The 26,056-nt window shown below is 42.8% G+C and carries 16 protein-coding genes and 1 other RNA gene; 11 read left to right on the plus strand and 6 right to left on the minus strand.

Annotated features, from left to right (window positions below; all coding sequences use genetic code 11):
* The first annotated feature begins 9 nt into the window (after positions 1-9).
* Together cysN and HMPREF1534_RS03945 are read left to right on the plus strand one after the other, a co-directional pair.
* Positions 10-1,467: a sulfate adenylyltransferase subunit CysN gene (gene cysN, locus HMPREF1534_RS03950; RefSeq protein ID WP_005943118.1), complete on the plus strand. Its 1,458-nt coding sequence runs from the start codon at positions 10-12 to the stop codon at positions 1,465-1,467.
* A 27-nt stretch (positions 1,468-1,494) separates the two neighbouring features.
* Positions 1,495-2,601: a sulfotransferase family protein gene (locus HMPREF1534_RS03945; RefSeq protein ID WP_005943121.1), complete on the plus strand. Its 1,107-nt coding sequence runs from the start codon at positions 1,495-1,497 to the stop codon at positions 2,599-2,601.
* Between the two features lie 521 nt (positions 2,602-3,122).
* Here HMPREF1534_RS03945 and HMPREF1534_RS03940 read toward each other — a convergent pair.
* Together HMPREF1534_RS03940 and ssrA are read right to left on the minus strand one after the other, a co-directional pair.
* A complete protein-coding gene (locus tag HMPREF1534_RS03940; RefSeq protein WP_005935559.1) occupies positions 3,123-4,481 on the minus strand; it encodes a transposase in 1,359 nt (452 codons plus the stop codon).
* 333 nt (positions 4,482-4,814) lie between these two features.
* Positions 4,815-5,211: a transfer-messenger RNA gene (gene ssrA / locus HMPREF1534_RS20010) on the minus strand.
* A gap of 246 nt (positions 5,212-5,457) precedes the next feature.
* Here ssrA and HMPREF1534_RS03935 point away from each other — a divergent pair.
* The 7 genes from HMPREF1534_RS03935 to HMPREF1534_RS03905 all read left to right on the plus strand — a co-directional run bounded on the left by HMPREF1534_RS03935 (position 5,458) and on the right by HMPREF1534_RS03905 (position 17,641).
* On the plus strand, positions 5,458-8,307 hold the full coding sequence (locus tag HMPREF1534_RS03935; RefSeq protein WP_025066922.1) for a glycoside hydrolase family 3 N-terminal domain-containing protein: 2,850 nt from the start codon (positions 5,458-5,460) through the stop codon (positions 8,305-8,307).
* Between the two features lie 93 nt (positions 8,308-8,400).
* Positions 8,401-9,561 (plus strand): lactonase family protein, encoded by a 1,161-nt coding sequence (locus HMPREF1534_RS03930; protein ID WP_005943131.1) that lies wholly within the window; start codon positions 8,401-8,403, stop codon positions 9,559-9,561.
* Between the two features lie 236 nt (positions 9,562-9,797).
* Positions 9,798-10,976 carry a glycoside hydrolase family 130 protein gene (locus tag HMPREF1534_RS03925; RefSeq protein WP_005943133.1) on the plus strand — a complete coding sequence of 393 codons (1,179 nt, stop codon included), beginning with the start codon at positions 9,798-9,800 and terminating at the stop codon, positions 10,974-10,976.
* On the plus strand, positions 10,973-11,863 hold the full coding sequence (locus HMPREF1534_RS03920) for an endonuclease/exonuclease/phosphatase family protein (RefSeq protein ID WP_005943135.1): 891 nt from the start codon (positions 10,973-10,975) through the stop codon (positions 11,861-11,863). The genes HMPREF1534_RS03925 and HMPREF1534_RS03920 overlap by 4 nt, the downstream gene beginning before the upstream one ends.
* A 26-nt stretch (positions 11,864-11,889) precedes the next feature.
* Positions 11,890-13,455 carry a DUF4874 domain-containing protein gene (locus HMPREF1534_RS03915; RefSeq protein ID WP_018452294.1) on the plus strand — a complete coding sequence of 522 codons (1,566 nt, stop codon included), beginning with the start codon at positions 11,890-11,892 and terminating at the stop codon, positions 13,453-13,455.
* A 133-nt stretch (positions 13,456-13,588) separates the two neighbouring features.
* Positions 13,589-15,700: a glycoside hydrolase family 31 protein gene (locus HMPREF1534_RS03910; RefSeq protein ID WP_372588039.1), complete on the plus strand. Its 2,112-nt coding sequence runs from the start codon at positions 13,589-13,591 to the stop codon at positions 15,698-15,700.
* Between the two features lie 45 nt (positions 15,701-15,745).
* Positions 15,746-17,641 (plus strand): sodium:solute symporter family protein, encoded by a 1,896-nt coding sequence (locus tag HMPREF1534_RS03905; protein ID WP_005943142.1) that lies wholly within the window; start codon positions 15,746-15,748, stop codon positions 17,639-17,641.
* 86 nt (positions 17,642-17,727) lie between these two features.
* Here HMPREF1534_RS03905 and HMPREF1534_RS03900 read toward each other — a convergent pair whose 3' ends face one another.
* The 4 genes from HMPREF1534_RS03900 to HMPREF1534_RS03885 all read right to left on the minus strand — a co-directional run bounded on the left by HMPREF1534_RS03900 (position 17,728) and on the right by HMPREF1534_RS03885 (position 23,680).
* A complete protein-coding gene (locus HMPREF1534_RS03900) occupies positions 17,728-18,195 on the minus strand; it encodes a nucleoside deaminase (RefSeq protein ID WP_018452296.1) in 468 nt (155 codons plus the stop codon).
* A gap of 21 nt (positions 18,196-18,216) precedes the next feature.
* Positions 18,217-19,188 (minus strand): type I phosphomannose isomerase catalytic subunit, encoded by a 972-nt coding sequence (locus HMPREF1534_RS03895; protein WP_005943146.1) that lies wholly within the window; start codon positions 19,186-19,188, stop codon positions 18,217-18,219.
* A gap of 116 nt (positions 19,189-19,304) precedes the next feature.
* On the minus strand, positions 19,305-20,879 hold the full coding sequence (locus HMPREF1534_RS03890) for a hypothetical protein (RefSeq protein WP_005943148.1): 1,575 nt from the start codon (positions 20,877-20,879) through the stop codon (positions 19,305-19,307).
* A gap of 35 nt (positions 20,880-20,914) precedes the next feature.
* Entirely contained in the window at positions 20,915-23,680 is a 2,766-nt protein-coding gene (locus tag HMPREF1534_RS03885; RefSeq protein ID WP_005943149.1) for a TonB-dependent receptor, read from the minus strand.
* Positions 23,681-23,848: 168 nt separating this feature from the next.
* Here HMPREF1534_RS03885 and HMPREF1534_RS03880 point away from each other — a divergent pair, with 168 nt between their 5' ends.
* Together HMPREF1534_RS03880 and HMPREF1534_RS03875 are read left to right on the plus strand one after the other, a co-directional pair.
* Positions 23,849-24,865, plus strand: a complete 1,017-nt coding sequence (locus HMPREF1534_RS03880; RefSeq protein WP_018452297.1) for a threonine aldolase family protein — start codon at positions 23,849-23,851, stop codon at positions 24,863-24,865.
* A gap of 661 nt (positions 24,866-25,526) precedes the next feature.
* The gene (locus HMPREF1534_RS03875; protein WP_005943151.1) at positions 25,527-26,033 is read left to right on the plus strand and encodes a helix-turn-helix domain-containing protein; all 507 of its coding nucleotides are present in this window, start codon (positions 25,527-25,529) and stop codon (positions 26,031-26,033) included.
* The last annotated feature ends 23 nt before the right edge of the window (positions 26,034-26,056 follow it).

Genomic DNA, 26,056 nt, shown 5'->3' on the forward strand with positions numbered 1-26,056 from the left:
AAATGGGTGATGGAGAATAAATTGAATATAAAGGAGTATTTGGATAAGGATGAACAGAAAGACTTGCTACGCCTGTTGACAGCCGGTTCGGTAGACGATGGAAAGTCTACCCTGATAGGACGTCTGTTGTTTGACAGCAAGAAGTTGTACGAGGATCAGCTTGCCGCTTTGGAACGTGACAGCAAACGTGTGGGGAATGCAGGTGACCATATAGATTACGCTTTGTTGTGCGACGGGTTGAAAGCAGAGCGCGAGCAGGGTATTACGATTGATGTAGCTTACCGTTATTTTTCAACGAACAACCGTAAATTTATCATAGCCGATACTCCGGGACATGAACAATATACCCGCAATATGATTACCGGAGGTTCTACTGCCAATCTTGCCATAATCTTGGTAGATGCTCGCTTGGGTGTGATTACGCAGACCTGCCGCCATACTTTTCTGGTATCTTTATTGGGAATAAAGCATGTGGTGCTGGCGGTGAACAAGATGGACCTTGTCGGGTTTTCGGAAGAGCGTTTCAACGAAATCGTGACCGAATATAAGAAGTTTGTAGAGCCATTGGGAATCCCGGATGTGACTTGTATTCCTCTTTCGGCACTTGACGGTGACAATGTGGTGCAGAAATCTGAACGTACGCCATGGTACAAAGGTACTTCTTTATTGGAATTGCTTGAAACGGTTTCCATCGAGAATGACCATAATCTGACTGATTTCCGTTTCCCGGTTCAGTATGTATTAAGACCGAATCTGGATTTCCGCGGTTTCTGTGGAAAGATTGCTTCCGGTGTCATCCATAAAGGGGATGAGGTGATGGCTTTGCCTTCCGGCAAGAAATCTCATATCAAGAGTATTGTTACTTATGATGGTGAGTTAGAGTATGCTTTCCCGCCGCAAGCGGTGACATTGACTTTGGAGGATGAGATTGACGTGTCTCGCGGAGATATGTTGGTGCATGCCGATAATGTGCCTGTGATAGATCGTAACTTTGAAGCCATGTTGGTATGGATGGATGAGGAGGCGATGGACCTTGATAAATCTTTCTTTATCAAGCATACCACCAATACAGGACGTACCCGTATAGATAGCATTAAGTATAAAGTGGATGTGAATACGATGGAGCATCTGTCTGTTGAAAACGGTAAATTGAAAAAGGAGGATCTGCCTTTGCAATTGAATCAGATTGCCCGTGTGACATTTACTACCGCCAAGCCGCTTTTCTTTGATTCTTATCAAAAGAATAAAGCTTGCGGTTCTTTTATTCTGATTGACCCCATTACCAATAACACCAGTGCGGTGGGGATGATTATAGACAGAGTGGAAGCCAAAGATATGCTGAATGCCATGGAAGTTCCTACTTTGAATCTGGCAGCTATGGGTATTGGTGAGGAACATTATGAAGCCATAGAAAAGGTGGTGAAAGAATTGGACCGTCAAGGCATTTCAGTCAAGATAGAAAAATAACAGCGTACAATTAAAAAAAGAAAAGTAATGGGATTACTTGAATTCAACAAGCTGCCGATTAATACATTGGTAGGCGCCGATTGGAAAACGTTCAAGGCGATTACTGCGGGAAGGGAAATTGATCCGGCGTATAGAGGAAAATACCGTTTGACGAAAGCAGTATGCCGTTTGCTTTCCACCTTGGCTCCATTGCAGGAAAAGCGATACAGGAAACTGTTGGCTGACAAGCCTTTGGAACACGATCCGGTCTTTATCCTCGGACATTGGCGTAGCGGGACTACCTTTATGCATAATGTGTTCTCTTGTGACAAACATTTCGGATATAATACTACTTATCAGACGGTGTTTCCTCACCTGATGATGTGGGGACAGCCTTTTTTCAAGAAGAATATGAGTTGGCTGATGCCCGACAAGCGTCCGACGGATAATATGGAACTGGCTGTAGACTTGCCTCAGGAGGAAGAGTTTGCATTGGCCAATATGATGCCCTATACCTATTATAACTTTTGGTTCCTGCCTAAGTACCAGCAGGAATATGCTGATAAATACTTGTTGTTCAATGATATCAGTGATGAGGAATTGAAAGTGTTTGAGGATATATTCACCAAACTTATTAAAATTTCTCTTTGGAATACAGGCGGAACACAATTCTTAAGTAAGAATCCGCCTCATACAGGACGTGTAAAAGAGTTGGTCAAGATGTTTCCGAATGCCAAATTCATCTATTTGATGCGTAATCCGTATACGGTATTCGAATCTACAAGGAATTTCTTCACCAATACAATCCAGCCGTTGAAACTGGAGGATATTTCTCCGGAGGCGCTGGAACAGAATATCTTGTCTGTTTATACCAAGCTGTATCATAAATATGAGGCGGATAAACAATTCATTCCTGAAGGAAATTTGATGGAAGTGAAGTTCGAGGATTTTGAGGCGGATGCAATGGCTATGACCGAGCATATCTATAAATCTCTTTCTATTCCCGGATTCGAGGAGGCTTCTCCGGCTATCAACCGTTATATAGGTGGTAAGAAAGGATATAAGAAGAATAAGTATAAGTATGACGACCGTACGGTCCGGTTAGTGGAAGAGAATTGGAAATTCGCTTTAGAGCAGTGGGGATATTCAATTTGAATATACTAAAGAAGGTACTGAAAAATAGCACCGGAATTTTTTCTATAAGGAGTTGAATGTGTCAAAACGTGGATAATGCTGTCGTTTAGTCCGTAGGGGCGTGGTTCGCTCGCCCGAAAACAGTTTACTTTGTGTTTTCGGGCAGGCAAACCCTGTCCCCTGATGTTGTCTTCTCCGCTCTTCAGCCCCCTGCATGCGTTTTTGAGTTTCCTAAGCCGTTTCATTAGCCGGACCAGGCGTTTCCGTCCTTTCGGTTATGCCTGTCTGTCCGTCGGATTACTACAGTCTCCGGCAGCGGACTGTATAGTCCGTTGCAGTGGACCGTACAGTCTGCTACAGTGGGGATATTCAGTAAATGTCTCTAAAAAATAAGATGGCATATGAAGATGATAGGGCATGATCACTTCATATGCCATTCTTATTGCCATTTTTCCGTGCTTTCTCACATAATTCTATCCGACAGGACATGACGTTCCGGAAGAAGTCTGATGACCTCTTCTGATTCTGTGAGTAAAATCATATCATGCTGCTTTAGCTGTTTTGTTTCTGATTTTTTCTATCATCAGTATGGCATTTGCCGTATGTATTCCAAAGAAAATCCACAGTATTTCCGTCTTCCTGTTTCCGGCCTTTATCCTTGAGAGCGAGTAATGTTGCTTTTGAGTGCCGAAGCTTCCTTCAAGCCGTGTTGCCCTTTCTTTTGAGAGTTCGCTTCTAAGCATCTTCCTCAAAGGCTCATCTTTGGCCGCCCTTCCCTTGCGCACAAAGGATGTGGATATCCCATATTTTGTACAGAACTTTCTGTTGGCATTATTGGCATATATGGAATCGGCAGCCACACATCTTACCCTTACATTCATAAGCTTCTGCTGCATACGGATACAGTCCTTCAAGCGTATACCCTCATTGAATGCCTTGAACGAGAGGTGTTCTATGAACGATATGCCGTCTATCTGTATATTATTGACCTTTGCACCAAACTCGACGGACTTGGTTTCCTTGCCTCTGACGATGGGACGTACATAATGACGGTCAATGCTGACGATGCGGTCACTGACTTTCCGCCCTTCAAACATTTCCTTTTCTTGTACAAGCACCTTTCTGATGATGGAAAGACGCTTATGATAATCCTGGGTATATCGGAGTAAAGCACCGTACTCGCTATGGATTCCATCCCTTTGACTGAGGAGCTTTTCAAGAAGCTTGATCATACGGCGCTTAAGCATTCTTGTCCTTGAAGCTCTCCTCTTTCTTTTCTTGCAGTAGGACAGATAGGATTCCGCCACATTCCTGTATTTGTTGCGCGGACGCCTTATGCCCAGCTCCTTGCAATGCCGGCATATATGCCTGTAGAGCCATTCGAGGCTTTCCCAAAGGAGTTTCATGTCCGTAGGAAAACGCATGTGGCTTTCATAGCATGTGGCATCGGTCATGCAGACGTGAAGGTTATCAAGATAAGGTTTCCAGTGTGAAGCCAGGAGCTCCTGGAAAGAATCAATGTCAAGGCGGGATGCTATCTCATTACGGATGGCACTGACTATCTTGAAGTTGGTTATGGGAAGGGACGGGGGAATCATAATTCCACAGAAAATCTGGTAGTGTATGTTCCCGTTCAGATGTTCCACCAGTTGCCTGTCGGAGAATCCGGTGTATGCCTTCAGGACCATAAGGGCGATCTTTGCGGAAGGACTGAATCTGTTCCTGCGTCCCAGGCGCCGGTCCGACAGGCCTGCGGCTTTTGCCATACATTCAAACGGAAAGACTGAATGAAGCTTGCCAAGCTCACTCTCATTAAAACTCTTGCGGTATTTTTCCAGAATATCAAATTCTGTAAAACCCAAAGTAGGGTGAATTTCTGAAATATTCACTATCTTTGCCATATCTTATTAGTTTGGATATTTCCCCCGTTTTGGCCGTCAAACCTTATTTTCGGGGGAATACCTAAAGATACAAAAAAGCCAACTAATTCGCAATAATTTGTGTATGAATTAGTTGGCTGATTTTGTAATATTTAATGAATGTCCCTACAGTGGACTGTACAGTCCATTGCCGCAGACTGTAATAATCTTCCGTTTAAAATACCTTGACCGACCTTAGGAAACGGCTTATTCTTCCCTTTGTCTTTAAATCGCCAAGAATAATGACTGAGCCATGCGCTCCCATAAATGAAGGAATATATAAAAAGAAAAAGCCTCTGATATTCAGAGACTTTTTAGTGGACCTGGAGGGAGTCGAACCCTCGTCCAAACGAGGAAGCCATACGCTTTCTACATGCTTATCTTCGCCTGAATTTTCGTGTATAGACAAGACCGAAGCCACCAATCTATACCTTATCCTCTAAAATTTCGTGAGAGATGCGAGGAAAGTCTCAAACTATTCCCGAATTTGCTGTGCCACTTTACCAAACGCTTCGGAACAAGAGCTTTTGAGTGACATCTCGTTTCTACCACTATGGCAGAAATAAAGTTAATCTACTATACTTCGATTAAGCAGCGAGAGCGTAATTTTCGTTGCCAGATAAAATTTTGATAACTGAGATTATAGTGCCAATCACCGACGCACTGCATGCTTACATACCACTCCAACTCGCTGTCAAATCCAGTCAAGCCCGAACTGGTATCTATGATAGATGTTGCAAACATAATAATTTTTTCTCAATTATATGCCATCCCTTTGCAATTATTAGTAATATTCTGTGTGAATCAATCTTTTGCCAATATGACTTAAAGCTATGTTTGTGAGCATTCTTGTACAAAAATGGATAACCTTATGGACAATTTTGTTCTGTTGTCTGAGGGGTTTTCTTTATCTTTACCCCGACAAATAGTGATAATTAAATCCAATAATCAGAATATGATGAAGAACCTGTTTCTTACTTTTGCTCTGTTGGGAAGTTCTGCGATGCTCTCGGCACAGGCAACAATTAAAATACCGAAAGTCTATCAGCCTGTCAAGAAATCTATGTACCATAAAGGATGGATTGACTTTAATAAGAATGGTGTGATGGATGTTTATGAAAATCCGAATGCAAAAATTGAAGACCGTATTGAAGACCTTCTCGGACAAATGAATATCGAAGAGAAGACTTGCCAAATGGTGACGCTCTACGGTTATAAAAGGGTGCTGAAGGATGCACTTCCTACTTCCGAATGGAAGAATATGTTGTGGAAAGATGGAATAGGAGCCATTGATGAACACTTGAATGGTTTTCAGCAATGGGGGCTTCCTCCTTCGGATAATGAGAATGTGTGGCCGGCTTCCCGGCATGCATGGGCATTGAATGAAGTACAGCGGTTTTTTGTTGAGGATACCCGTCTTGGAATTCCGGTCGATTTTACCAACGAAGGCATTCGGGGGGTAGAGAGTTATCGTGCTACGAATTTCCCGACGCAACTCGGATTGGGACATACTTGGAACCGTGATTTAATTTATAAAGTGGGGAGGATAACCGGACGTGAGGGACGTATGTTGGGCTATACTAATGTGTATGCTCCTATTCTCGATGTGGGGCGTGACCAGCGCTGGGGGCGTTATGAGGAGGTGTATGGTGAGAGCCCCTATCTGGTAGCCGAATTAGGTATTGAGATGGTGAAAGGAATGCAATATAATCATCAGGTAGCTGCCACCGGTAAACATTTTATAGCTTATAGTAATAATAAAGGTGCGCGTGAGGGCATGGCGCGTGTCGACCCGCAAATGTCTCCTCGTGAGGTGGAGATGGTTCATGTTTATCCGTTTAGGAGAGTGATAAAGGAGGCAGGTTTGTTGGGAGTGATGAGTTCTTATAATGATTATGACGGCTTTCCTATTCAAAGCAGTTCTTATTGGCTTACTACCCGTTTACGCGGTGAATGGGGGTTCAGGGGATATGTCGTTTCGGATAGTGATGCGGTGGAATATCTGTATACCAAGCATGGAACGGCAAAGGATATGAAGGAGGCTGTGAGGCAGAGTGTGGAAGCCGGACTGAATGTCCGTTGCACCTTCCGTTCTCCGGACTCGTATGTGTTGCCGTTGCGCGAACTTGTTGAAGAAGGGGGATTAAGTGAAGAACTGATAAACGACCGTGTGCGGGATATTCTCCGTGTCAAGTTCTTGGTAGGGTTGTTCGACGAGCCTTATCAAACAGACTTGGAAGGTGCCGATAAGGAAGTGGAGAAGAAGGAGAACTTGGAAGTGGCTCTTCAGTCTTCCAAAGAGTCGCTGGTGTTACTGAAAAATGAACGGAATACATTGCCGTTAGATATTTCATCAATAAAGAAAATAGCTGTATGTGGTCCTAATGCGGATGAGAGCGGTTATGCTTTGACTCACTATGGTCCTTTGGCTGTAGATGTGGTTACTGTGTTGCAGGGGATTAAGGATAAAGTGAAAGGTAAAGCGGAGGTGCTATATGCCAAAGGTTGTGAATTGGTTGATGACAATTGGCCTGAGTCCGAATTAATTGATTATCCGTTGACGGAGACGGAAAAGGATGAAATAGATAAAGCGGTAGCCGATGTTAAGCAGGCGGATGTAGCTGTCGTGGTGCTTGGAGGCGGACAACGTACTTGTGGTGAGAATAAGTCGAGAAGCAGTCTTGACTTGCCGGGACGCCAGCTTGATTTATTGAAAGCGGTATACGCCACCGGGAAACCGGTCGTGCTGGTATTAATCAATGGCCGTCCGCTTTCCATAAATTGGGCGGATAAATTTGTCCCTGCCATTCTGGAGGCGTGGTATCCGGGCTCGATGGGAGGCATAGCCGTTGCCGATGCCTTGTTTGGAGATTATAATCCGGGTGGAAAGCTGACGGTTACTTTCCCGAAGAGTGTCGGACAGATTCCGTTAAATTTCCCGGCTAAACCTTCTTCGCAAATTGATGGCGGGAAGAATCCGGGGATGCCCGGAAATATGTCTCGTGTAAACGGTCCTTTGTATCCGTTTGGTTACGGATTGAGTTATACTACTTTTGAATATTCCGATTTGCAGGTGAGCCCGAAAGTAATTACACCAAATCAGAAAGTAACCGTCACCTGTAAGGTTACTAACACCGGCAAACGGGCAGGAGATGAAGTCGTACAGCTCTATTTAAGGGATGTTGTCAGTTCTCTGACTACTTACGAAAAGAATTTGGTGGGTTTTGAACGTCTTCATCTGAAGCCGGGTGAAACCAAGGAAGTCCGTTTTATGCTTGATCGTAAAGATATGGAACTGCTGAACGCAAAGAATGACTGGGTGGTGGAACCGGGCGAGTTCAGAGTGATGGCCGGCGCTTCTTCGGAGGATATTCGCCTGAGTGATAAGTTTGCGGTGGTGGAATATGGCATGAATGGCGTGTGGTCTGAAACAGGAAACAGTAAGGGAGATGCTATTTCCGCCAGTACCGAAATGCAAGATGTGGGCATGACACTCGATAATGATTTGAAGACTTGCTGGCAAGGGAACAAGGGGGACTATATTACTTTTGCTTTGGAGAACGGTGCAAAAATAGATGGTCTGTCGATTGCTTGGAAGAAAGAGAATACCGGCGAGGCGGATTTTGAAATCCAACTTTCGGGCGGTGGAGGACAGTTCCTGACGGTCTATTCGGGCAGCGTGTCGAAGTTTAATGAATGGATGTCTTACACATTCAAAGGCACTACCGCAAGTGACTTGCGTATTCTTTTGAATTCGGATGGATTGGGAGTGGCTGAGGTGAAAATCAATCAATTAAAAAAAGAATAATAAAGAATTTAGGTCGTTATAGCATGTGTTTTGCCAAGAAGTGAGTATATTTGGGAGCGCATTATGTGCTCCCAAATTTTATATAAATATATTATGAATAAAAAAATATTAGCGTTGTGTATAAGTGGTTTGTTGTTGGGTGCTTGCACTTCAAAGCCACAGAAGAATATAGTTACAGTGGATGAAAATAGTGATAAAATGTTCTTGTTTGTAGGCAGTTATGCCACACCGGACGAAGAAGGCGTCAAGGTTTATCGGTTTAGCGAAGATACCGGGAAGGCAACTTATATCAGTGGTTTGAAAGGAATCTCGAATCCTTCTTATCTCACTCCGTCTGTGGATGGTGAAAGACTGTATGCCGTAGGCGAGGATGACGGACAGACTTCTACGGCGAATGCCATTATATTTAATAAGGAGGACGGCAAGTTGACATTGCTGAACTCTCAGCCCACCAACGGCGGAGCGCCTTGTTACATTACGTTGAGCCCTTCCGGTAAGTTTGTGTTGACGGCTAATTACATGGGCGGAAGCATCACTGTCTTCCCACTGAATAAGGAAGGCAGATTGGAGTCGGACAGCCGTTTGATTTCCTTTGTCGGCGATGGTCCCGACAAAGAAAGGCAGTCGCAACCCCATTTGCATTGTGCGGAATTTACTCCTGACCACAAATATCTGTTGGCAAATGATTTGGGAACAGACCAAATACATGTCTTCCCGGTGAGCGAATCGGTCTCTGATGGAGTTTCCCATTCCTTGCTGAATGAAGGAGAGTCGACCGACATAAAGGTGGAACCCGGTTCGGGTCCCCGTCACATCTGTTTCCATCCCAATCAGAAATTTGCTTATCTTATTAATGAACTATCAGGTAAAGTAACGGCTTTTTCTTATCATGAAGGAAAACTGGATGCTATCCAGTATATAGCTGCCGATACGGTCGGCGCCAAAGGAAGTGCTGATATTCATATCACTCCCGATGGGAAGTTTCTGTATGCTTCCAATCGTCTGAAAGCAGATGGCATTGCTATTTTTGCTGTGGACAGTGATAAAGGGACATTGACAAAAATTGGTTATGAATTGACAGGTATTCATCCGCGTAACTTTGTCATTACGCCCAATGGCCGTTATTTATTGGTAGCTTGCAGGGATAGTAACCTGATTCAGATATTTGAGATTAATAAGGAAACAGGTTTGCTGACCGATACGGGAGAAAAGATAGAAACCTCGAGACCGGTGTGTCTGAAGTTTTCTTATTGAATTGTTGTCTGATTATATTGAGAATGCAAAAGGGGCACAACGTATTGTGGGGGATTCTTGGATGAATCACCGTAACCAATCACAGCGTATATATGAAAGCTGCTTTTGCCGGATTGATAAGATTTCATCATTTAATGCTTGGATTCTATTAGGTTTGTACTCTATTAATTGAGAAATTTGCAGCAATGGTAAAAGAAGAGATGAAATAATCGTTAATACATGATAAATACAGGCATATGAATGTAGATTTTGAACAGAAAATAGCTTTGTTGCAGCAGCAACATGAAGCATTGTTGCAGCGGTCAAATCTTCCGGTGGAAGAAACGAATGGTATTGTTTGTCGTTATACGTATCCGATAGTTACGCGGGAACATATACCGTTGGAGTGGCGCTATGATTTTAATCCGGCTACCAATCCATATTGTATGGAGCGTATCGGTTTTAACGCAACCATGAATAGCGGAGCCATAAAATGGAATGGTAAATACGTATTGGTTGTCCGTGTGGAAGGTGCAGACCGGAAATCTTTTTTTGCTGTAGCAGAGAGTCCGAACGGCATTGATAATTTTCGCTTTTGGAAGCGTCCCATAACATTGCCTGATATTAATCCTGCAGAAACAAATGTATATGATATGCGTCTCACTGCCCATGAAGACGGCTGGATATATGGAATATTTTGCAGTGAATGCCATGACGACAGTGCACCGGCCGGCGACCTTTCGTCAGCAGTGGCAAAGGCAGGTATTGTCCGTACCAAGGATTTGGTGGAATGGGAACGTTTGCCGGACCTGAAGTCTTACAGTCAGCAGCGGAACGTAGTGCTTCATCCTGAGTTTGTTAATGGAAAATATGCACTCTATACCCGTCCGCAAGATGATTTTATCAATGCCGGCAACGGAGGAGGTATCGGTTGGGCACTTATAGATGATATAACACAGGCAGAAGTGAAAGAGGAAATCATTATAAATCATCGTTATTATCATACAATAAAAGAGGTAAAGAATGGGGAGGGACCACATCCCATCAAAACATCTGCCGGATGGTTGCATTTGGCACATGGGGTGCGTGCCTGTGCTGCCGGATTGCGCTATGTACTTTATCTTTATATGACGGCATTGGATGAACCTTGGAAGCTGACAGCAGAACCGGCAGGTTATTTCTTGGCTCCACTGGGCAGTGAAAGAGTGGGAGATGTATCCAATGTGTTATTCTCTAATGGTTGGATTGCAGATGAGGACGGTACTGTATATATCTATTATGCATCCAGTGATACTCGTATGCATGTGGTGACTTCTACTATTGATAAACTGGTAGATTACTGTATGCATACACCGGCAGACGGATTACGTTCGGCAACATCCGTAGATGCGATTAATAATCTGATTGATAAAAACGAAACATATTTGAATAAATGAAAAAGTTTTTAGGATTAATCCTCTTGATGCTGCTTCCTTGCTCTGCTCTTTCCATGTGGGGACAGACCGGACAACAAATGAAACTTATTTCTTATAATATTTGGAATGGTTTTGAAGGAGACTCGTTGAGGCGTGCGCGTTTTATCGAATGGACTCAAAAACAGGCTGCTGATATCTTTGTGTTGACAGAATTAGTTGGCTTTAAGGAAAAGGATTTGAAAACATTGGGGCAGGTGTGTGGGTATCCGTATGCTGCCATTGTGAAGGAAGAGGGGTATCCTGTCGGAGTGCTTTCCAAGCAACCGATAGAAGTGATTAAGAAACAAGTAGAAGGATTTTGGCATGGCATGATGCATGTTAAGACAGCCGGTGTCGATGTCATTGCTACTCATCTTAGTCCTTTTGAGTGGAAATACCGCTTGAATGAAGCGCAACAAATTGTGGATTATATTCAGGCAAATCATTTGAAAGACTATTATGTGGCGGGTGATTTGAATGCTCATTCCCCATTGGATGCCGATGAGATTGCTAAACATGATACATTGTTGGCAAATATGCAACGTTGGGATTTATCACAAAAAAAATATCGTAATTTGAGAGAAGGACGATATGACTTTTCTGTTATTTCTACTTTTCTTGCGGCAGGAATGGAAGATGCGATCGGACGGATGGTACATCCGGCAAGTGCGCGCATGAGTTTTCCGGCTGCTTTCCTTTATGATTGGCAGTGGGATGACAAGCGTTTGCCGCAACGTCGTGAACGGTTGGATTATATATTGCTTTCTCCCTCATTGATGGAGAAATGTAAGAGTGCTGCTGTACATAATGGAAAAGAGAATGAGGGGATTTCAGACCATTATCCGGTCAGTGTGATTTTAGAGAAATAAAGACTCGGTTGAAAGAAAATAGAAACATGAATATGAAATATTGGGGACATTGTTTGTTGTTTATGCTTGGCTTGGCAAGTGTGTGCAGTTGTACTGATAGTGAGAAAATAGTTCATTACCGGGGTATTGCTGTGGATGATGCGAATGGTAGTGAGGGACTGTATAATCCCGAACGCGGGTTTCGTTTGGAAACGGCTGTCGATCTTGTTACTCAAAAAGAGTGCCCTACCTTGCAATTGGATACTTTGTCGTTGAAGTATGCTTCGGATAGTGTATCGCTTTCGCAAAGCTATTTTTATTTGACTTACCTGACAGATAAAAAGTTGTCTGATACTGAATTTCAGACCATGCAGGTATATTTTGACAGGTTGCGACAATTGGGAAAGAAAACAGTCTTGCGTTTTGCTTATGAAAAAGATTTTGTGCGTCAGGAACCGGTAGGACCTACATTGAAAGAAGCATTGGCACATCTTGATCAGTTGAAACCATTTCTGCATAAGAATAGAGATTTGATTCTGGTCGTTCAGGCGGGTGTTATCGGTGCATGGGGAGAATGGCATAGTTCTATTCATGGTTTGGAGCATTCCGATACGGCAAAGATTGCTATATTGGAAAAGTTGTTGGAAGTGGTACCTGCCGAGAAGAACGTACAAGTAAGACTTCCCGAATTCAAGAATCTTCTGAAAGGTAAACCGGAGTTGTATAAACGTGTTTCTTTTCATGATGACTTTATTGTTATCAAGCCTGATCGTTGGGATGGAGATATGCATGAAGGTACACCCAATTTTGAACAAATTGTAAAAGAATCACCTTATTTGGTTGTAGACGGTGAATTGCCGTGGGGCTTTTGGAGTGCCGGATGTGACCCTGACAGCCCGTCTGCCGGATGGATTATTGATGGTATGGGAGCGGCACGTCGTTTTTTTCTCCAGCATTATACCTCATTGAGTGTTATTCATAATTATAAGGAACAGCATCCCAATCGGATGTTTGATGAGGCGAATGCTCCTGAATATTCGATGATTGTGTGGAAAAAAAGTATGATAAATGCAGACTCCTTAAGAAAATATCACATGCCGGTATCAGACCATTATTTTCAAAAAAAGGATGGAACATTGGTTTCACGTAGTATTTTTGATTATATTCGTGACCATTTGGGATATCGCATCGAATTGCAGAGATTGGGAATGCCGCAAACGATAAGGAATGGAGAAGCATTGACTTTAAATTTGGAGTTTATTAATCGTGGATTTGCCGGTTTCAGTAGTGAACGCCCTGCTTATTTTGTATTGATTGACGAAAAGGAAGGAATAATGGAATTGCCGGCATTGTTCAGTTCTTCCGACTGCCAGCCATATCAACCTGGAGATGTTACTTATACTCCTTTGGTTCACTCAATCTCATTTGCAGGGAAGGTACCTGTTTCTCCGGGAAATTATCGTTTGGGGTTATGGTTGCCTGATGTGTCGGAGCGATTGAAGTATAATCCTCGTTATGCTGTCCGATGTGCCAATGGTGATGTAGACTGGTGGGTTTCAAAGGATGGGAAATATGGGGTGAATGTATTGACAACGATACAGATAAAACCATAAATGTACTATTATGAAGCATTTTAATAAGTTACTATTTTTACTTGTCTTTTTATTATCCGGCCGGGTGCTTTGGGCTAATCCGGTTATTATCGGCAATAGCCGTTTTACTTTCATTACCGACCAATTGGTGCGTATGGAATATGCACAGAATGGTCATTTTTTGGATGATCCTACTTTGTTTGCCATTGATCGTTCGACGGAGTGTAAAGACGTGAAAGTAGAGGAAAAGTCAAAAGATCATTATGTATTGTCTACTCCGGTGATGCGGATTGAATATTACGCGGACGGATTTCCGTTTGGACAAACCAATTTGCATGTTTATTTTAAGAATGGTGAAGAGGCCAAAGAGAAACATTGGTATATAGCCAGCAGGCAAAGTAAGAATCTACTGGGAGCTCTTACGACCTTGGATGAAGTGGATGGTCCGGTAGATCGTCAGGAAGGTTTGTTAAGCCGTGACGGTTGGTATCTGATAAATGATACGGGCAAAGAAGTGTTGCGCGACGGTTGGGTGAGTGCGCGTGATAAAGACCATGTACAGGATTTGTATTTGTTTGTTTATGGAAACGATTATAAGTCGGCTTTACGTTCTCTTCGTGTTGTCAGTGGTCCGGCACCTATGCCACGTAAATATGTACATGGTTCGTGGTATTGTCGCTGGTGGAATTATACGGATGATGATTACCGTCAGTTGGTGCGTGAATATAAAGAGCATGATTTCCCGTTGGACATCATGGTTTTTGATATGGGATGGCATACTCAGAATGCTACCGTTGGTACGGGCCATGCAGGAACCAGAGGGTGGACAGGTTATAGTTGGAACAGGAAACTGATAAAAGACCCCGCCAAACTGATACAGGATTTGAAAGATGACCATGTATATGTGGTATTGAATGAGCATCCGCACGATGGGTTACGTCCGCATGATGATGCTTATCCTATGTTTATCCGTGACTTGGGAGCCGATACGCTGAAAAACGGAGTTCCTTTGTTTGATGCAGGGAATCCGGAATATATGAAAGCATTTATGAAACATGCCCACCAAGAGAGCGATCAAATGGGCGTTGCTTTTTGGTGGTTGGATTGGCAGCAGGATTATCTTTATCCATACGTCAGAGGTACATCGATGAGGCATTTGCCGTGGTTGAATAAAATCTATTATGATTATTCTGCCCGTAATAATCTTCGTGGTGCCGGTTTCAGTCGTTGGGCAGGTTGGGGAGATCACCGCCATCCCATCCAGTTTTCAGGTGATGCCGTTGCCAATTGGGAGTTGCTGCGTTTTGAAATTGATTTGACTACAACGAGCGGTAATGCCGGTTGCTTTTTCTGGGCGCATGACTTGGGCGGATTTTATGGAGGAGATGATGCAGAGCTTTATACTCGTTGGACACAATTCGGTTTATTGAATTCATCTCTCCGCATCCATTCAGTATATGATGAGAAACTCGATCGCCGTCCTTGGTTGTGGGGGGATAAGGAAGAAGAAGCCATGAAACGCATCTATCACCTTCGTTCGCAGTTGATGCCTTATATTTATTCTTCTGTCCATCAGTGTTATGAAGATATGATTCCACTTAATAGAGGATTATATTTGGAATACCCCTCGGACGAGAAAGCATATCAATGTCCGGGTGAATTCTTATTCGGCGATTTATTGTTGGGAGCGCCGGTTACCATGCCGGGAGAAGGAGAACAGAAGCTGGTCTCGCAAGAGGTATGGTTGCCGGGTGGGGAAAACTGGTACCATTTCTTCACGGGGAAAGCATATCAAGGGGGCCGGACAGTGACGGTAGAAAGTCCGTTGGATGAATTTCCTTTATTTGTGAAGGGGGGCTACCCATTACCTATGCAACCTTATACAGAACGTATGTGTTCGACTCCGCTTACCGAGTTGATTGTCCGTTGTTATCCGGGCAACGAAGGATGTAATCACTCTTATACCCTATATGAAGATGACGGGATTACAACAGCCTATCAGCAAGGTGAATCTGCTTCTACATTAATGAACTATCGTAAGGAAGGAGAACAGACCTTTGTTACTATCCATCCGGCAAAAGGCTCGTACAAGGGGCAACCTCAAAAAAGAGCTTATCGTATTGAATTGCCGGGAATCCAGGCAGGAACAAAAGTAAAAGTAAACGGTAAATCGGTAAAAGCCGTTTTTGATAAGACGATAGGTGGCATAGTGGTGTCTGTCAAGTCGGATGATATACGGAAGAAGGTAGAAGTACAGATCGGTTGACATACAGAATTGCTTGAACAAGAAAAATCTTAAAGTAAATAATATATGAAATTACATGTTGTTGACATCCTGATTATTTGCGCTTATCTGATTGTCATAGTTCTTATCGGGCTATTCCTGAAGAAGAAAGCGGCAAAAAATATGGATTCGTATTTTTTGGGGGGCAAGTCCCTTCCGTTTTATATGCTCGGACTTTCAAATGCTTCGGGTATGTTTGATATTACCGGAACCATGTTGATGGTTTATTGGGCCTTTGCATATGGTTTTAAGAGTTTGTGGATTCCTTGGCTGTGGCCGGTGTTCAATCAGATATTCCTGATGGTGTATCTTTCCGTATGGTTGCGCCGAAGTAATGTGCTGACAGGTGCCGAATGGATTAAAACCCGTTTCGGACATGGAAAAGGAGCTACTTTGTCGCATACTATTGTGATTGTTTTCGCTCTGCTGAGTGTATTGGGTTTTCTGAGTTACGGTTTTATCGGCATTGGTAAGTTTATGGAGATATTCTTCCCGTGGGAGGTGGTTTCACAGTATGTGCCTTTTGATATTCCGTTGCAATATGTTCCTCATTTTTATGGCATATTCTTTACGGCAATTGCTACCTTTTACGTGATGTTGGGCGGTATGCTCAGTATTGTATGGACAGATGTGGTTCAGTTTATGATTATGACAGTGGCAGGTATTATCATTGCTGTTATCGGTATGAATATGGTAGCTCCCGAAATGATTCAAGAGTTTGTTCCCAAAGGATGGGATTCACCGTTCTTCGGCTGGGCACTTGATATTGACTGGAGTGAGCGAATGAGTCTGTTGACGGAACGAATGGCTAATGAGCCTTATAGTTTGATGGGTATCTTTGTGATGATGGCATTGTTGAAAGGTATATTTATGAGTATGGCAGGTCCTGCACCTAACTATGATATGCAGAAGATTCTTTCATGTAAGTCTCCGAAAGAGGCAGCTATGATGAGTGGTTCCGTACCGGTTATTTTGCTGATTCCGCGTTATCTGATGATTATGGGGTTTGCTCTGTTGGCGATTTACTTCTTTAAAGTGGACGGTGGTTTGTCTCAAATGACAGCAACAAACACGGATTTTGAGACCATATTGCCTCATTTGATAACAAAATATGTACCGGTGGGATTGGCAGGACTTTTATTGGCGGGTCTGCTGTCAGCGTTCATGTCTACTTTTGCATCTACCGTCAATGCAGCTCCGGCATACGTAGTAAATGATATCTATTTGAAGTATATCAACCCCAAAGCTACTGTCAAGACACAGATTCGTGCCAGTTATTTGATTTCTGTTCTGGTTGTGATTATCAGCACGGTTATGGGCTTTTTCTTAAAAGATATCAATGAGATATTCCAGTGGATTGTGGGTGCCCTGTTTGGTGGCTACATTGCTGCCAATGTATTGAAATGGCATTGGTGGCGTTTCAATGGAGAAGGTTATTTTTGGGGTATGACAGCAGGTGTGGTTGCCGCTATTGTGATGAAATTTACAGTCCCTGATGGATTGGTGCTCTATTTCTTCCCTGTTTTATTTGGTATTTCGCTGATAGGGTGTATTGTCGGAACTTATTCTGCTCCTCCGACAGATGAAGACACTCTGATTAATTTCTATATTCGCGTTCGTCCGTGGGGATGGTGGAAACCAATTGTCGACAAGGCAATAGCGCGCTATCCGCAAGTGACTCGTAATAAGAATTTTAAGCGTGACGCATTTAATGTTACCATTGGTATTGTGTGGCAGTGTTGTCTGACTATTGTACCGATGTACTTGGTTGTGCGCGGAAATCTGGGCTTTATTGTATCTGTTCTGATACTGATTGCGACAACTGTTATACTGAAATATACTTGGTATAAGCCGTTGTGCCGTGAGGAAGAAGAATATAATAAGTTGATGAAAGAAATAGGATTTGATAAAGAGTGTAATTAATATTATTTGTATAGAAAATGGGAATGTGTCAAAACTGAAACCTAGCAAAATATGGTATTATCAATGTTTGACACACCCCCATTTCTTTAATATTCTATCTTGTCTGTTTTAGAACTCCATGCTTCGAATGCTTTAATAGCTTCTTCGCGTAACATAACTTCAGAAGGAAGTTTTCTGTTTTCCGGTTTCAGTTCCAGTTCATCATAGATAAATGAATCATCGAAACCTATATTTTTTGCATCCGTTTTATTGTTGGCATAATACATCTTATCCAATCGTGCCCAATATATAGCACCCAAACACATAGGACAGGGTTCACAGGAGGTATAGATTTCATATCCGCTTAAGTCGAATGTTCCCAGCTTGGCAGCGGCGGCGCGTATGGCGCTTACTTCAGCGTGGGCGGTGGGGTCACACGAAGCGGTTACCCGGTTGACACCTGTTGCTATTATTTCTCCGTTTTTGGCGATGACGGCTCCGAAAGGTCCTCCTCCGTTTGCGACATTCTCAATGGAAAGCTCGATGGCTTTCCGCATAAGTTCTTTTTTAGTCATAGTTGCATCGGTGAAATTGGATTATACATAAGTCTCCAGAAATTTCACATGTTCGTTTACCGTTACATTTACTTCTTTAGTGGTAGCGGGGAAAAGTATAGACTCTCCTGCCTGAATTTCCAACGAATGACCTTCATTATCAGTTACCGTGCATGAACCTTCCATACAGATATAGATTACAAAAGAATCCAGTTCGCTGTAATCCATAGTCATATTTTCCGTCAGGTCGTATACAGAAGTGGTGAAGTAGGGGCAGGTTACCAATTCTATCGGTTTGTTTTGTTCCGGCGTATAGCTGGTGCGATAGTCTTCTTCCACTGTATAATCGATGGCATCTTTCGACAGTTCGGTATGCAATTCGCGTGTATTGCCATTCTTGTCTTTGCGGTTAAAATCATAGATACGGTAGGTTACATTGGATGTTTGTTGGATTTCTGCAATAAAGCATCCGGCACCAATGCTATGGATTCGTCCGGCAGGCAGGAAGAATACGTCTCCCGGCTGAACAGTATAGTCTGCCAAAGCATCACAAATTGTATTGTCTGCAATCATTGCTGCATATTCGTCAGGAGTGATTTTCTTTTTCAAACCGGAACGAAGATGAGCTTTGCCACCTGCATTATCGATTACATACCACATTTCTGTCTTTCCCATTGAGTTGTGGCGTTTCCTGGCAAGTTCGTCATCGGGGTGAACTTGTATGGAAAGATCATCGCATGCATCAATGAATTTGATAAGCAAAGGGAAATTATCTCCGAAACGTTGATAGTTGCTTTCACCTACTAATGCTCCTTTGTATTCTTTTACCATGTCACTCAGGTTTTTGCCTGCGTCTGTACCATTGGCAACTACTGATTCGTCGCCCGGAACATTCGAGATTTCCCAGCTTTCGCCTACTTGTGCCTGTTCGGTTGCAAGATGTTTGAACGGGATAATCTTTTCACCACCCCAGATGGTGGATTTTAGAATGGGGTTAAATTTTAATGGATACATAGGTATATATATTAAATGTTTTTAGGTTTGGATACAAAAATACGGAGATTCTACGACTTTACCCATAGAATCTCCGTAAAAATCACTAGCTATTTGTGTGTTTTCAAAAAAGTGTATTAGTAGTCTGTATTGTTAGGGTCGAAGTTAGTCCAACCGTCCAGCCAGTTGTCATTTATACCGAATGCCCCGATGTAGTCTACCTTATCAAATCCATTGTCTAATAGAGCATTGTCGAATGAAGCGGCAGTCAGTACCGGGCTATTTGCATTCGGCATATAATTTACACCGATGCCGCGTCCGTCTTTAAAGTTCAGTTCATTCATGTCGGCAAGTACTTTATTTCCTTTTTGTGCTTTGAAGAAGCTGGAAGAATAGGACTCCTGACCGGCATCGATAATAGTTTTGTTTACTGCATCATAAAGCACGTCATCATACACTTTGTTGGCATCCGAACCGGTGACTGTCATACCGGCAAACCAAATATTTTGCAAATTGATAATGCCCTCTTGTGCTTGTTCTACCGTGTTTCCTTTCTCGCCGTCAATAATCAAACCGACAGGATATCCCACTGCTACAGAATTGAAGCAATTCAAACGGCTGGAACGGCGGATTTGCATCGCTGACTGGAACTTCCCGAGAGCTGAACCGTTATTGGGGTTGAAGCTGCCGGCATTGATATAGCTTTCATCATTGGTAAATCCGGCATCACGTCCGAGCGGGCCGATAAAAGTAATGTTACTGAATACTGCCGTTGTATAGGGAGAAACCAGAGAACCATCGGCACAGTTGTCCGATTCAAATCCGTTTGATTGTGATGTATCGGCAATTCTCGGATCGCGGATAGACAAGCCATATTGTACTTTACCGGAGAATCCGTTGTCTGTGTCGAATTCGTCATCCCAACCATTATAGGCAACCAGATATTTACAGTTTACAGAACCGCCGAACCATTCATAAGAGTCATCGTTGGAATAAGAAACCTGCAAGTGGTCAATGGTAGTACCGCTACCGACCGAGCCGAACGTAATGCCGTTGATTTCCTTATCTTTCATAAAGGGATAACCGGCAAACTCCACACGTACATAGCGGATGATACCGGAATTGTCGGAGTCATCATCCCCTCCGTGTTTGGTACGGGGCCCCCCTTCAATCTGCTGATTCAGCACGCCTTGATTGTTCTTTGCCTTACCACAGATAATCAAACCGCCCCAATCACCGGGTTTGCGTTGTCCTTTCGGCATTTCAGAGGTAAATACGATAGGAGCATCCTGCTTTCCTTCGGCTATCAGTTTTCCGCCCGGTTCTATAATCAGGGCAGCTTGTGTGTCTTTATCACCTTTGATGACAGTTCCCGGTTCAATGGTCAATGTAGAACCTGCTCCCACATAAACCCATCCTTTCAACAGGTATGTACCTTTGGCAAGGGTCTGGGTTCCTTTGAATACAAATTCCTGGTCACCATTTCCTATTACTGTTCCTTTTTTGTTTTCAGACTTATCCTCATTGAACAACAAATGATCACACGTCTTGATTGAGCCTTCAGTTCCCCATACATAAGGTGTGTCCGTTGTCTCACCACCACTGTTTCCACCATTGTCGGGTTCGGAATCATCACTGCTGCAAGCAGCCAGGCTTCCCAGCATCATGGCCGAGAGAGCATAAGTCATAAACTTGTTTGTTTTCATTTTCATTTATTGGTTAGTTACTGAATGAAATATTTCTTGTTTTAAAAATTATAGCTTATGTTTACGTTGAAGCTGCGTCCCGGTTTAAACTGACGGGTTATTTGCTGCACTTCACCATTTTCTGTATTTTCAAATTGTTTGAAAGACACCTTTTCGGCCAGTACATCGCGGATAGCGGCTTTTACTTCCAGTTTGCCGAATTTCTTAGAGGCACTCAGGTCAATGGCATTACGTGGCATTTCATATGAGTCGGGCACACGTACTTCGTTGCCTGCGCTGCCCAGGCTGCGCCCTACACCGATAATGCGTTTACCGATGCGGTTGTAGAGTATGGCGGCATTCCATCCGTTTTTGGGCTGTTGATAGAAGAGTCCCGCGTTGACCAGGTAGGGCGATTGCCCTTGCATAGGACGGTCTTCTTCTTTAGAACCGGGTTCAAAATTTACGTTACTTTTTATCAGTGCACCATTCAGGCTGAGGCTGAAGTTTTTCATGCCGATGAAATCTAAATTTTTGCGTATATCCACTTCTACGCCATAATTATCGGCTCCTTTGGCATTGATATAAGAATAAATCAAGTCAGTACCTCCGGCTACGGTGTAAGTCCATTCTATCGGATTCTTGAATCTCTTATAAAATAATGATACGGAAATCAGCTCACCGTTACTGGGATAGTATTCATATCCCAAGTCAATATTATCAATATAAGCTGCTTTCAGGTCATAATTGCCTTGTACATTACTAGCCAAATCAAAGTCGTAATACACCGAAGAAGAGACTTCCCGGAATTCGGGACGGTTTACAGTACGCCCATACGACAATCTGAACTGGTGTTGCTCATTCAGACGATAGGCGGCATTAAGCGATGGAAAGAAATCATCGTAAGTGTAATAGACACTGGTCGGACTCTTTTCGTTCTTTTGTGTATTGCTGATTAATTCCATTCGGCTGTGTTCGAAACGGACGCCTGCGTATATGTTCCACTTTCCGAAAGGAAGATTTACACCGGCATAGCCTGCTCCCAACATATTGTTTCCTTCATAATTATTTCGCCAGTCCACTTGCTCCAGCAGGTATAATTTATCTTCTCCGTAATTTTTGTCCTGCATCAATTCGTCAGGCACATTCATCACACGGTAATTACTAGGTAAACCGTTCTTCCAACTGTAAATGAAGAGGCGCGTATTGTATTCACGTGTACGGTACTCCGTATATCCTCCCATCTTGAGTGTGGGAGTGAAATCACCGAATGCGAAATCATGCTGATAATTGATGTTGGCCGACAGGATGTGTTCATTCAGACGCGAGAACTCACGATTGATTTCATTCAGATTCTCTACTTCCAATTGATTGGTATCTGTGTTCAGTACCGTGTTGTACCGGCGGCGGTCGGGCATATTCCGGTTGGCATAAGAATATCCGGCACTCCAATCCAGTTTATCCGTGTCACTCCATGTATGTTTTCCCGTAAACTGTCCGCTGTAGGTGGTACGGCTCTGGTAGTAATACTCTGCACTCTCTTCATAATCGCTCTGTGCATCCGTTCCCTTGCGATAAGTATAGCGGTCTTTTCCCAATTGGTTGAAGATATTCTTGAATTCATAACGGTTATTTCCGCTTGCCGGCACATAAGTGAGGTTCAACATGGCTCCCACACGTACATTGTGATTATATTGGTCATCCACTCCCTTGCGCAAATAGTTGGAACGGTCATGAGTGATGTCATAGGCACCATACAGATTATTATCCATATTCAGATATGTTTTGTAGGTATTGCTATAATTTACGGCTCCCAGCATAGCTAAAGTGCGACCGCTTTCACTCACCCAGCGATGGGCGATGTTCATGCTCAGGCTGAGGTCGGCAATAGGCTTGCGGTTCTTTATGCTCCAATCATTATTCAGTCCGTTGTTGAGCAAGTCGTAACCATTATTCATCGGTCTCAGTGTCGCGTTGATACCGCCATTCAAGCTACGCAATCCGTTGTCGAATCCCAAAAAGTCCGTACCGCTTCCTTTATTGTATTGAAAGTTTTTAAAATGAGTCTGATCATTCATGCTTCCTCCTACTGAGATGTTAAACAGGTTACTGTTCGGAACATCCTTGGTATTAACTAAAATAAAGCCGCCACTGAAATCGGCAGGATATTCGGGAGCCGGAGATTTTACAACCAGCATATTGTCCAGTTGTGAGGAAGGAATAATATCGAAGGAGAAGGCGCGTGCGTCGGCTTCCGAACTGGGCACGGCACTATTGTTTATCCACACATTGTTGTAACGTTGCGAAAGGCCGCGTACCATTACGAACTTTTCTTCAATGATACTGATGCCCGGCACACGGCGAATCACTTCGGAAGCATCCTTGTCTTGTGTCTTGGTAATTTGTTGTGCGGAGACACCGGTTTGCATCACCAGACTGGTGCGTTGCCGGGTAATCAGGGCATTTTCTGTATTCTTCTTGGCTTCTGCCACTACCACAACTTCTCCCAGTTGCTGGTTATCAGGTGCTAATGTTATATTTATTTCTGACATGCCATTGACAGATACCTCTAAAGTCAATGTTTTATAAGAAACATACGATACCATCAGTTTATATGTTCCGTTTCTTAATCCGGCCAGTTCGAAGTTACCGTCCAAATCAGTGATTGCTCCTGTAGTAGTGCCGCTTATTTGTATTACTGCACCGATTAGTGGTTCATTTGTCACTTTATCGGTCACGCTTCCTCGTAATACAGCCGCTTGAATAGATATGGCCAGGAATAAGAAAATGATTATAAGGCCAAACTCTCTCTTCTTTGTATTCATCATTCTTTAGCTTGTTTTTTTAATTCAGTGCAAAGGTCGGTTGTCGGTATTACATGAATGATACAGCTGCGTAATACTTTCTTTTCAAATGTATTTTAATACTGTTTCATTGTCTATTGAAGAGAAAGAAGTTAACTTTGCACGAAAATTATAATTCAATATTCTACTATTATGAGAAGTTTTGCATCCGACAACAATTCCAGTGTACATCCTCAAGTAATGGAAGCACTGATGGCGGCAAACACAAACCATGCCTTCGGTTATGGTGATGACCCTTGGACAGAAGAGGCAACCCGAAAAGTAAAAGAACAGTTTACACATCCGTGTGAACCGTTGTTCGTCTTTAATGGAACAGGTAGCAATACGATGGCATTGCAACTGATGACTCGCCCTTATCATGTTATATTTTGTGCCGACACTGCACATATTGCAGTAGACGAATGTGGAGCGCCAAGCAAGGCGACCGGATGCTTCATGCGCACTATCTCCACTCCCGATGGAAAACTGACACCTGAACTCCTGAAACCTTATATGATTAATTTTGGTGTGGAACACCATTCTCAACCGGGAGCAGTTTATATCAGCCAATGTACAGAACTCGGCACTGTTTATACTCCTGCCGAAGTACGCGCTTTGACAACGTTTGCACACGAACATGGTTTGTTACTGCACATGGACGGTGCACGCATCTCCAATGCTGCCGCAGCATTGGGAGTCAGTTTGGATGAGATATCGGGAGCTTGCGGAGTAGACACCCTGACTTTGGGGGGAACAAAGAATGGTCTGATGGGGGCTGAGTGTGTGGTGGTTTTTAATCCGGACCTGATGAAAGAAGCCCGTTATGCCCGTAAGCAGGCTTGTCAGTTGGCAAGTAAGATGAGGTATATATCTTGCCAATTCACTGCTTTCCTGACTGATAACTTATGGTTACGGTGTGCCCGACACGCCAATGAAATGGCTGCAAAACTTTCTGATGCCTTGCAAGCCATGCCGGATGTAACGTTTACCCAGCCGGTGGAAAGTAACCAGTTATTCTTTATTATGCCTCGTGAGAAAGAGGATAAGTTGCAGGAGTTTTATCATTTTTATTTTTGGAATGATGCAATGAATGAGATGCGTTTAGTCACTTCTTGGGACACAACGGACGAAGATATTGATTCACTTATCGAACGTATTAAATCGTTATAGACAATAACAGAACGTTTCGTTCGGGTTTGTAATCCAAACACGTATTAGCGTATATTCAAATGATGCGCTAATACGTGTTTTGTTTTTAGTTGTCGATTGTTATAATGCGGTTTTATTTGAGACAAAAGACTTTCTATGTATATGCTTTTCCAAATGCTGTCCGCATAGGACTTTCATATAAGTTCTTCTTTTCAAAAATCTTGCATATCCTTTTTTTCTCTCTCTTTCAACTTATTAAAACAAAATTAGAGTCGGTTGAAATGTGAATGAAATTTAATGAATACCTTCTTTGATAGAAAAGTGATAATATAAATAATTGGAAATGAGGATATTTACGATGATTGGAAATTTTAACTAAAAGTGTATCTCTTAGTAAGAGATCTACCATTCCGCTGCAAAAATAAGCAAAGTTTTGAGAATTAGTACACTTTTACGCAAAAAAAATGGGTGTGAGCTCGAAAAAAGATTTTATTTTTTCATTCTTTAGCATTCTAAAAGTTAAAAAACAGTTCTTAATATATTGATAATCTGATGCTTTACTTAGGTCGGTGTATCTCTTACTAAGAGATACACCGATTTTCGTTTCGCGAATCTATATAAAAATGCTTGTAAATCCGCGTTTCGAGAGCCCGCAAACTAAGACAAAAGTAAAGGATAAGATATGGAATACCTGTTTCTAAAACGCAAAAAGAGCACCCTACGTTCCGAAAGGCAGAAAGACCTGCTTTTCAAGGCAGCCGAGCGTCATTGGGACGAACAGTTTGCCGGACAGGGAATAGTGGGCAGGAAAGTGGATTGCTATATATATAAATGTATCCTTTATCAATTGGAAATTCGTCAGGTGTTTTTGGATGCCACTCTTTCTTTGAAGAAATTGAGCGAGCTGGTCGATACGAATCAGACTTATCTCTCCAATGTAGTGAACAAGTATTTTGGGTGTAACTTGAAAGAACTTCTGAATACTTACCGTGTAGAGTATGCCAAGGAATTGCTTCGCAGTAATAAATGCTCGTTGGATAAAGTCCCGGAAAAGAGTGGGTTTACTTCCCGAAGTGCTTTCTATTCAGCTTTTAGTAAGATAGCAGGCGAATCTCCCAAACGTTATTTTTTGCATGAACAGAGGGATTTATGTGCCCAATCAATAACTAATATGTATAACCAATTTTAGTTTTTTAAATTTATAAATTTAAA

Source organism: Phocaeicola massiliensis B84634 = Timone 84634 = DSM 17679 = JCM 13223, from assembly GCF_000382445.1.
Taxonomy (GTDB): Bacteria; Bacteroidota; Bacteroidia; order Bacteroidales; family Bacteroidaceae; genus Phocaeicola; species Phocaeicola massiliensis.

Coding starts and splice junctions, on each gene's coding strand:
- HMPREF1534_RS03880 (WP_018452297.1), top strand. CDS start 23,849: ATGAGAAGTTTTGCATCCGACAACAATTCCAGTGTACATCCTCAAGTA.
- HMPREF1534_RS03935 (WP_025066922.1), top strand. CDS start 5,458: ATGAAGAACCTGTTTCTTACTTTTGCTCTGTTGGGAAGTTCTGCGATG.
- HMPREF1534_RS03900 (WP_018452296.1), bottom strand. CDS start 18,195: ATGACTAAAAAAGAACTTATGCGGAAAGCCATCGAGCTTTCCATTGAG.
- cysN (WP_005943118.1), top strand. CDS start 10: ATGGAGAATAAATTGAATATAAAGGAGTATTTGGATAAGGATGAACAG.
- HMPREF1534_RS03925 (WP_005943133.1), top strand. CDS start 9,798: ATGAATGTAGATTTTGAACAGAAAATAGCTTTGTTGCAGCAGCAACAT.
- HMPREF1534_RS03940 (WP_005935559.1), bottom strand. CDS start 4,481: ATGGCAAAGATAGTGAATATTTCAGAAATTCACCCTACTTTGGGTTTT.
- HMPREF1534_RS03945 (WP_005943121.1), top strand. CDS start 1,495: ATGGGATTACTTGAATTCAACAAGCTGCCGATTAATACATTGGTAGGC.
- HMPREF1534_RS03930 (WP_005943131.1), top strand. CDS start 8,401: ATGAATAAAAAAATATTAGCGTTGTGTATAAGTGGTTTGTTGTTGGGT.
- HMPREF1534_RS03910 (WP_372588039.1), top strand. CDS start 13,589: ATGGAATATGCACAGAATGGTCATTTTTTGGATGATCCTACTTTGTTT.
- HMPREF1534_RS03875 (WP_005943151.1), top strand. CDS start 25,527: ATGGAATACCTGTTTCTAAAACGCAAAAAGAGCACCCTACGTTCCGAA.
- HMPREF1534_RS03885 (WP_005943149.1), bottom strand. CDS start 23,680: ATGATGAATACAAAGAAGAGAGAGTTTGGCCTTATAATCATTTTCTTA.
- HMPREF1534_RS03915 (WP_018452294.1), top strand. CDS start 11,890: ATGAATATGAAATATTGGGGACATTGTTTGTTGTTTATGCTTGGCTTG.
- HMPREF1534_RS03890 (WP_005943148.1), bottom strand. CDS start 20,879: ATGAAAATGAAAACAAACAAGTTTATGACTTATGCTCTCTCGGCCATG.
- HMPREF1534_RS03895 (WP_005943146.1), bottom strand. CDS start 19,188: ATGTATCCATTAAAATTTAACCCCATTCTAAAATCCACCATCTGGGGT.
- HMPREF1534_RS03920 (WP_005943135.1), top strand. CDS start 10,973: ATGAAAAAGTTTTTAGGATTAATCCTCTTGATGCTGCTTCCTTGCTCT.
- HMPREF1534_RS03905 (WP_005943142.1), top strand. CDS start 15,746: ATGAAATTACATGTTGTTGACATCCTGATTATTTGCGCTTATCTGATT.